This is a genomic window from Aeromicrobium sp. REDSEA-S32_B7 (assembly GCF_001626145.1).
Taxonomy (GTDB): Bacteria; Actinomycetota; Actinomycetes; order Propionibacteriales; family Nocardioidaceae; genus Aeromicrobium; species Aeromicrobium erythreum.
On sequence record NZ_LUNF01000199.1, the window covers coordinates 1 to 6746 of the forward strand.

The following is a 6746-nucleotide window of genomic DNA, read 5'->3' on the forward strand; positions in this document are numbered from 1 at the left end:
CCCGCTGCCCTGGCTCGCCCCCACCCGAGACACGCCCGTCGACGCGCAGGTCCTCGTGCCCGGCTCGAAGTCGCTGACCAACCGGGCCCTCGTGCTGGCGGCGCTCGCCGACGGTCCGTCGACGCTGACCCGGCCGCTGGGCTCCCGCGACACGCAGCTCATGGCGGCCGCCCTGACGTCGCTCGGCGCGCAGGTCGAGAAGGACGGCATGACCTGGCGGGTCACCCCGCTCGACCGCACCAGCACCGCGCCCGTCAGCGTCGACTGCGGGCTGGCCGGCACCGTCATGCGCTTCGTCCCGCCCCTCGCCGCGCTGCGGTCCGCGCCCGCGACCTTCGACGGCGACCCGCACGCCCGTCGGCGGCCCATGGGCCAGACGATCGCCACCCTCCGCGCCCTCGGCGTCGAGGTCGACGACGAGGGCCGAGGTGCCCTTCCCTTCGTCGTGCGCGGCACCGGCGTGGTCGAGGGCGGCCCGCTCGAGGTCGACGCGTCGGCCTCCAGCCAGTTCGTGTCGGCGCTCCTGCTCGCAGCACCCGCCTTCGCGAACGGCCTCGACCTGCGCCACGTCGGCGCGACCCTCCCGTCGCTCCCGCACGTCGAGATGACCGTGCACGAGCTGCGCCGCCGCGGCGTCGAGGTCGACGACTCCACCCCCGACCGGTGGGTCGTCGCGCCCGGGCCGATCCGTGCCCTCGACGTCGAGATCGAGCCGGACCTCTCCAACGCGGGCGTCTTCGTCGCCGCCGCTGTCGCCACCGGCGGACGCATGCGAGTCCGTGGCTGGCCCGAGCGGACGCAGCAGGCCGGCGACGCGTGGCGCGCGCTCGTCGAGGCGTTCGGCGGCAGCGTCGAGCGCGACGGGGCCGACCTCGTCTTCCACGGTGGCTCCAGCATCCAGGGCGTCGACCTCGACCTGCACGACGTCGGCGAGCTGACGCCTGTGGTGGCGGCCCTCGCGGCGCTCGCCGACGGCCCGTCACGGCTGCGGGGCGTCGCGCACCTGCGGGGCCACGAGACCGACCGTCTGGCAGCCCTCGCGACCGAGCTGAACCGGCTGGGCGGCGACGTCACCGAGACCGAGGACGGCCTCGAGATCCGACCGCGCCCCCTGCACGGAGCGATCTTCGAGACCTACGACGACCACCGCATGGCGCACGCGGCCGTGGTCCTCGCGCTGCGCGTGCCGGAGCTGTTCGTCGAGAACGTCTCGACCACGGTGAAGACGTACCCGAACTTCGCGCCGGTGTGGGAGCGGCTGGTCGCGTGAGGCAGGACGACGAGCACGCCGGGTTCGACCGACCGCGTCGTCGCACGCGTCCGCGCACCAAGGACCGCCCGTCCTACGACGACGCCCCCGTGGCACGGGTCGTCACGATCGACCGCGGCCGCTACACGCTGCGCCTGCTCGACACGACGCCGGAGGAGCCGCTCGTCACCGCCATGAAGTCCCGGCCGCTCGGCCGTCAGGGCGTCGTGGTCGGCGACGAGGTGCGGGTCGTGGGCGACGTCAGCGGCGACACCGGAACGCTGGCCCGGATCGTGGAGGTGCTCCCCCGCCGCACCGTGCTGCGTCGCACGGCCGACGACGACGACCCGATCGAGCGCGTCGTCGTCGCCAACGCCGACCAGCTCGTCGTCGTGACGGCCCTGGCCGACCCGCCCCCGCGGCCCGGGCTCATCGACCGCTGCCTCGTCGCCGCGTTCGAGGCCGGCATGGAGCCGCTCGTGTGCCTCACGAAGTCAGACCTCGGCCCCGCCGACCCCATCCTCGACCTGCTCCGTCCCCTCGACGTGCGCGCCGTCGTCACCCGACGGGGCGCGGACGGGCTCGAGAACCTCGACGAGCTGCGCGAGGCGATCGCCGGCCGCGTCAGCGTGTTCATCGGGCACAGCGGCGTCGGCAAGTCGACGCTGGTCAACGCCCTGGTCCCCGGGACGGGCCGCGCGGTGAGCCACGTGAACGAGGTGACCGGCCGCGGTCGGCACACGTCGACGTCGGCGCTCGCGATCGAGCTCGACGACGCCACGACCGGTGGGCGCGGTGGATGGATCATCGACACGCCGGGCTTCCGCTCGTTCGGGCTCGCGCACGTCGAGGTCGCCGACGTGCTGCGGGCGTTCCCCGACCTCGACGACGCGAGCCGCGACTGCCCGCGGGGGTGCACCCACGCCGCGACCGAGCCGGAGTGCGCGCTGGACCTCGCCGTGGCCGCAGGCACCGTGCCGGCAGCCCGGGTGGAGTCGTTCCGACGCATCGTGGCGGCGAAGGACACCACCAGCTGGTGAGCCGGCGCCGGTCCGGGTCACCCGACCAGGACGACGAGCACCGGCACGAGCAGCGCCGTCACGGCGAGCAGCACGACACCCAGCACGCGCAGCACCCGCACGTCGCGTGCGAGCACGAGCGCCAGCGCGGGCAGGCCGACCGAGACGACCGCACAGCCCAGCAGGAACAGGTCCGCCCGTCGACGGTCGTCCGCGTCGGGCGGCTCGCCCATGAGGGTCAGGCTGCTGACGAACGCGAGGGCGCCGAGCCAGGGCCCGACCGGCCACGCGAGCAGCGCGAGACCCGCCACCAGCCGCCGACCTCGGCTGCTCCTGCTCACCTGCTCCCCCTCACCTGCTCCACCGCCGCCACGGTAGTGCCACGCGGCACCGGTCACCCCTGGCCACGTCGGGCGCGTCGGGCGTCGCCGTTACCCTGCGAACATGACGCACTCCTGGAACGACGACGTGCGGCTCGCGCACGTGCTGGCCGACACCGCCGACAACCTGTCGATGGACCGGTTCGGCGCGATCGACCTCGAGGTGTCCACCAAGCCCGACATGAGCTACGTGACCGAGTCCGACCAGGCGGTGGAGGCGGCCATCCGCCGCGTCCTCAAGTCGGCCCGCACGCGCGACGTCGTCCTCGGCGAGGAGCAGGGCGAGGAGCTCGGCTCCACGGGCTCCCACGAGCGCCGCTGGATCATCGACCCGATCGACGGCACGTCGAACTTCGTCCGCGGCGTCCCGGTGTGGGCCACGCTCGTGGCGCTGGAGGAGGACGGTGAGATCGTCGCCGGCCTCGTCTCCGCCCCGGCGCTGGGCCGGCGGTGGTGGGCCTCCAAGGGCGCGGGCGCCTACACCGGCAAGTCGTTCATGCACGCCCGGCAGATCCGTTGCTCGCAGGTCTGCGACCTCTCGGCCGCCTCGCTGTCGTTCAGCTCGGCACCGTCCTGGGAGCAGATCGACAAGGCCGACGCCTTCTGGGCGCTCGCGCGACGCTGCTGGCGCACCCGCGCGTACGGCGACTTCTGGTCCTACATGCTGGTGGCCGAGGGAGCCGTCGACATCGCCGCGGAGCCCGAGCTGAAGCTGTGGGACATGGCTGCCCTCGACGTCATCGTCCGGGAGGCAGGCGGTCGGTTCACCGCCCTCGACGGCACCGACGGACCGTGGGGCGCGAACGCCGTCGCCACGAACGGGCGGCTGCACGACGCGGCGATGGCCTACCTCGGGCACTTCCCCGACGACTCGAGCGACGACGACGGCGCCGACGAGGACGACGTGGCAGGCGCGAGCGACGGTCGCGGCACGGACCGCCCGTCGTCGGGCGGCACGGTGAGCCGGATCGACTTCTCCCGCTCCCGCGGTGGCTCCGATGCGACCTGAGCCTGCGGAGCGCGACGGTCGTGGCTGACGACCGTCTCCGCATCCCCGACGAGGAGCTGACCTGGAGGTTCAGCCGGTCGTCGGGTCCTGGCGGTCAGCACGTGAACACCAGCGACACCCGCGTCGAGGTGACGTGGGACCTGCGCCGCTCGCGAGCGCTCTCGGACGCGCAGCGCGTGCTCGCCGAGGAGCGGCTGCGAACCCGTCTCGTCGACGGGACCCTCACCCTCGCCTCCTCGCAGTACCGCTCGCAGCACCGCAACCGGGAGGCCGTCCGCGTGCGTCTCGAGCAGCTCGTGGCCGCCGCGGTGGTGCCCCCGCGCCCCCGGCGCGCCACCCGCCCGACCCGCGCCTCGCAGCGTCGTCGCGTGGACGCGAAGAAGCGCCGGGGCGACGTCAAGCGGACACGACGACGGCCCGGGCCGGGCGACGCCGGCTGAGCCGCGGGTCAGTCGTGGGGTTCAGTCGGGCCGGTCGTGGTCGCCCTGCTCGTCGCCACCCGCGCCCGGCGCCGTCTGCGTCTCGTCGTCGGCCTGCCCCGGCTCGGTCTCGCCGCGGTGGGGGTCGGCGCCGTCGACCTCGCTCGTGCCCTCGGGCTGCTCGGCCAGCGGCGGTGCGGGGACGTCGGGCGAGAGGCTCCCTCCGTCGGGTCGGCCATCCGTCCATCCTGGCCCCGCCTGCTCCCCCGCGCGACCGCGGACCGCGTCAGCCGTCGCGCAGCCTGCTGACGGCGACGATGCGCTGGTCGAGGTCGGCCAGCTCGTCGAGGATGTCGCGGGCCGCCCACACCCGGTCCTCCCACCGCCCACGGCGACGGTCGCCGAGTCCGCGCGGCGCCGGCTCCAGGATCTGCACGGCGTGCAGGGCGTCGACGGCCGCCCCCACCTCGTCGCGCTCGAGGCCCAGCGAGTCCGCGAGACCGAGGACCGTCACCGTGGGGTGCTCCGGCAGCGCGATCAGCACGCGGTGCACCGGCGAGCCCCGGCGGACGGGACCCAGCCGGGCGTCCCAGTCGGTGCGGATCTCGTGGAGGTGCGTGGCCGTGCGCCGGCTCTCGTGGGTCGCGACGATGACGGCGGCGGTGAGCATGGCGACGATCGGGCGCGCCAGGCCCTCGCGGTAGTCGCCGAGCGCGTCGAAGTAGCTCTCACGGTGGGCGACGAGCGCCGACGCGAGCGGGACCGTGAGGTGCCGGGTCACGCGCCGGCGACGCAGCACCGCGTGGACGAGCGTCCGCCCGATCCGACCGTTGCCGTCGACGAACGGGTGGATCGACTCGAACTGGGCGTGCACGACGGCGGCCTGGACCAGCACCGGCACGTCGTCGCGGTTGGCGAAGGCGACGAGGTCCTCCAGCAGCCCGGGCACGAGGTCGGGCGGTGGCGGCACGTACAGCGCGTTGCGCGGCGTGTAGTCCGATCCCCCGATCCAGTTCTGCACGGTCCGGAAGCGACCGGCGTGGTGCTGCTGGTCGACGCTGCGCCGAAACAGCACCGCGTGCGCGTCGCGCAAGGACGTCAGCCCGATGACGCCGGAGACGTCGGCCTGGGTCACGACGTCGGCCAGGGCGTCGGTGGCGGCTGCCATCGAGACCGCCGACGCGCTGGAGCGCGCGCCCAGGACGGCGCGACCGTAGTCGACGAGGCTGGCCTCGACGTCCTCGATCTTCGACGAGGCGACGGACTCGGTGCGCAGCAGCAGCTGGTTCAACGAGCGCAGACGCCGCCCGTGGCTGCCGTCGAGCTGACGCAGCCCGGCCAGGGCGTTCGCCATCGACGTGGCCAGCGGACGGTCGGCGACGTGCTCCGCCTCCGCGATGCGCGGAGGCACCCGGACCTCGATGCTGCGCAGCAGCCGGTCGGCGCGCGGACCACGCTCGACCTGCTGTCGCCACGGCACCTCGACGCGGGCGTGCGGCGCCCAGTCCCGCTCCGCGTCGTCCACGGGCTCATTCTCCCGGTCTCCCCACCCGCGTCCGTCCGAGGGTCGGCGTGCGGCGGAGTGAACCAGTTCATGGCGAAGTTGTTCAGCCCGACGTGCCGGTGAACAACTTGTGCTTTAGATTGGGAGTTACCCCCACCCACCCCTGCGCGACAGGAGCCGGACATGTCGACCTTCCCCACCCCCACCGTCACGTTCCACGCCGTGCGCGACGCCGCCACGGTCCGCGCCGTCGTCGAGGCCATCGGCGCCCTCGGTCGTCCGGGGCTGCGCGCCCTGGGCACGAGCACGGGTCACGGCGACGTGGTGGCCATCGAGGCCGACAACGTGGGCGACGCATTCCGCGGCAGCGGCATCGTCCGACTCATCGACCCTCGCTCGCGCCGGCTCGACCACGCCCAGCCCGAGCGTCAGCGCGGCGCCCTCGCGCAGCAGGACCGCGTCGCGGGCTGACACCCACGCGAGCACGACAGCGCCGCCATGGCCCGGAGGCCGTGGCGGCGCTGTCGCGTGGTCCCGACGCGGGTCAGGCGGGAGCAGGAGCCAGGCTGAGCTCGCGGCGACCGTCCCAGATCGGCGCGGCGAGGGCCTCGTCGTACTCGGCACGCAGCTGCGTGACGAGCTCGGCGACCGACCGACGCTGGTCGATCGCGCCGACCCCCTGTCCGGAGCCCCAGATGTCACGCCAGGCCTTCGCCTTCGGCTGGTCGTCATCGTCACCCGTGCCGAAGTCCATGGCCGTGGGGTCGGACTCCGGCAGCGCGTCGGGGTCGAGACCGGCGGCGACGATGCTGCCGCGCAGGTAATTGCCGTGCACGCCGGTGAAGAGGTTGGTGTAGACGATGCCCGCCGCGTCCCCATCCACGATGCCTTGCTTGTAGCCCGGATCTGCATTCGCCTCGTCGGTCGCGATCCAGGGCGATCCGATATAGGCGAAGTTCGCCCCCAGCGCCTGCGCCGCCAGGATCGAGCGGCCATGTCCGATCGAGCCGGACAGAGCGACCAGTCCGTCGAACCAGGCCCGGATTTCCTGCATCAGCGCGAAGGGGCTGAGCATGCCCGCGTGGCCGCCCGCACCTGCGGCGACCGGGATAAGGCCGTCCGCACCCTTTTCGATCGCCTTGCGCGCGAAGCGGTCGGTGATGACG

Annotated in this window: 8 protein-coding genes; 5 read left to right on the forward strand and 3 right to left on the reverse strand. The window is 73.9% G+C overall.

The features are described from left to right. Positions 1-1270, forward strand: a 1270-nt coding sequence (aroA, locus tag A6Q79_RS13430) for a 3-phosphoshikimate 1-carboxyvinyltransferase (RefSeq protein ID WP_317698609.1), incomplete at its 5' end; no start/stop codon positions are given. Next, positions 1267-2289 carry a ribosome small subunit-dependent GTPase A gene (gene rsgA, locus A6Q79_RS13435; protein ID WP_289016623.1) on the forward strand — a complete coding sequence of 341 codons (1023 nt, stop codon included), beginning with the start codon at positions 1267-1269 and terminating at the stop codon, positions 2287-2289. The genes aroA and rsgA, both read left to right, overlap by 4 nt. A 17-nt stretch (positions 2290-2306) precedes the next feature. Here rsgA and A6Q79_RS13440 read toward each other — a convergent pair whose 3' ends face one another. After that, positions 2307-2609: a hypothetical protein gene (locus A6Q79_RS13440; RefSeq protein ID WP_286690873.1), complete on the reverse strand. Its 303-nt coding sequence runs from the start codon at positions 2607-2609 to the stop codon at positions 2307-2309. Between the two features lie 103 nt (positions 2610-2712). Here A6Q79_RS13440 and A6Q79_RS13445 point away from each other — a divergent pair, with 103 nt between their 5' ends. Continuing rightward, positions 2713-3657, forward strand: coding sequence for an inositol monophosphatase family protein (locus tag A6Q79_RS13445; protein ID WP_083516309.1), 945 nt, complete (start codon positions 2713-2715; stop codon positions 3655-3657). A 20-nt stretch (positions 3658-3677) separates the two neighbouring features. Next, complete coding sequence (gene arfB, locus A6Q79_RS13450) at positions 3678-4097, forward strand: alternative ribosome rescue aminoacyl-tRNA hydrolase ArfB (protein ID WP_067856139.1); 420 nt, start codon at positions 3678-3680, stop codon at positions 4095-4097. A 265-nt stretch (positions 4098-4362) separates the two neighbouring features. Here the strand turns inward: arfB and A6Q79_RS13455 are convergent, their stop codons facing one another. After that, positions 4363-5601: a Fic family protein gene (locus A6Q79_RS13455; RefSeq protein WP_067856134.1), complete on the reverse strand. Its 1239-nt coding sequence runs from the start codon at positions 5599-5601 to the stop codon at positions 4363-4365. Between the two features lie 162 nt (positions 5602-5763). Between A6Q79_RS13455 and A6Q79_RS13460 the strand changes: the two genes are divergently transcribed. Continuing rightward, positions 5764-6051 (forward strand): hypothetical protein, encoded by a 288-nt coding sequence (locus tag A6Q79_RS13460; protein ID WP_067856131.1) that lies wholly within the window; start codon positions 5764-5766, stop codon positions 6049-6051. Between the two features lie 73 nt (positions 6052-6124). Here the strand turns inward: A6Q79_RS13460 and A6Q79_RS13465 are convergent. Next, positions 6125-6746: nitronate monooxygenase (locus A6Q79_RS13465; protein WP_317698610.1), on the reverse strand; the 622-nt coding region annotated here is incomplete at its 5' end.

Bases quoted from the DNA above. Each gene is read 5' to 3' on its own strand.
- A6Q79_RS13445 (WP_083516309.1), top strand. From the start codon at position 2,713: ATGACGCACTCCTGGAACGACGACGTGCGGCTCGCGCACGTGCTGGCC.
- A6Q79_RS13460 (WP_067856131.1), top strand. From the start codon at position 5,764: ATGTCGACCTTCCCCACCCCCACCGTCACGTTCCACGCCGTGCGCGAC.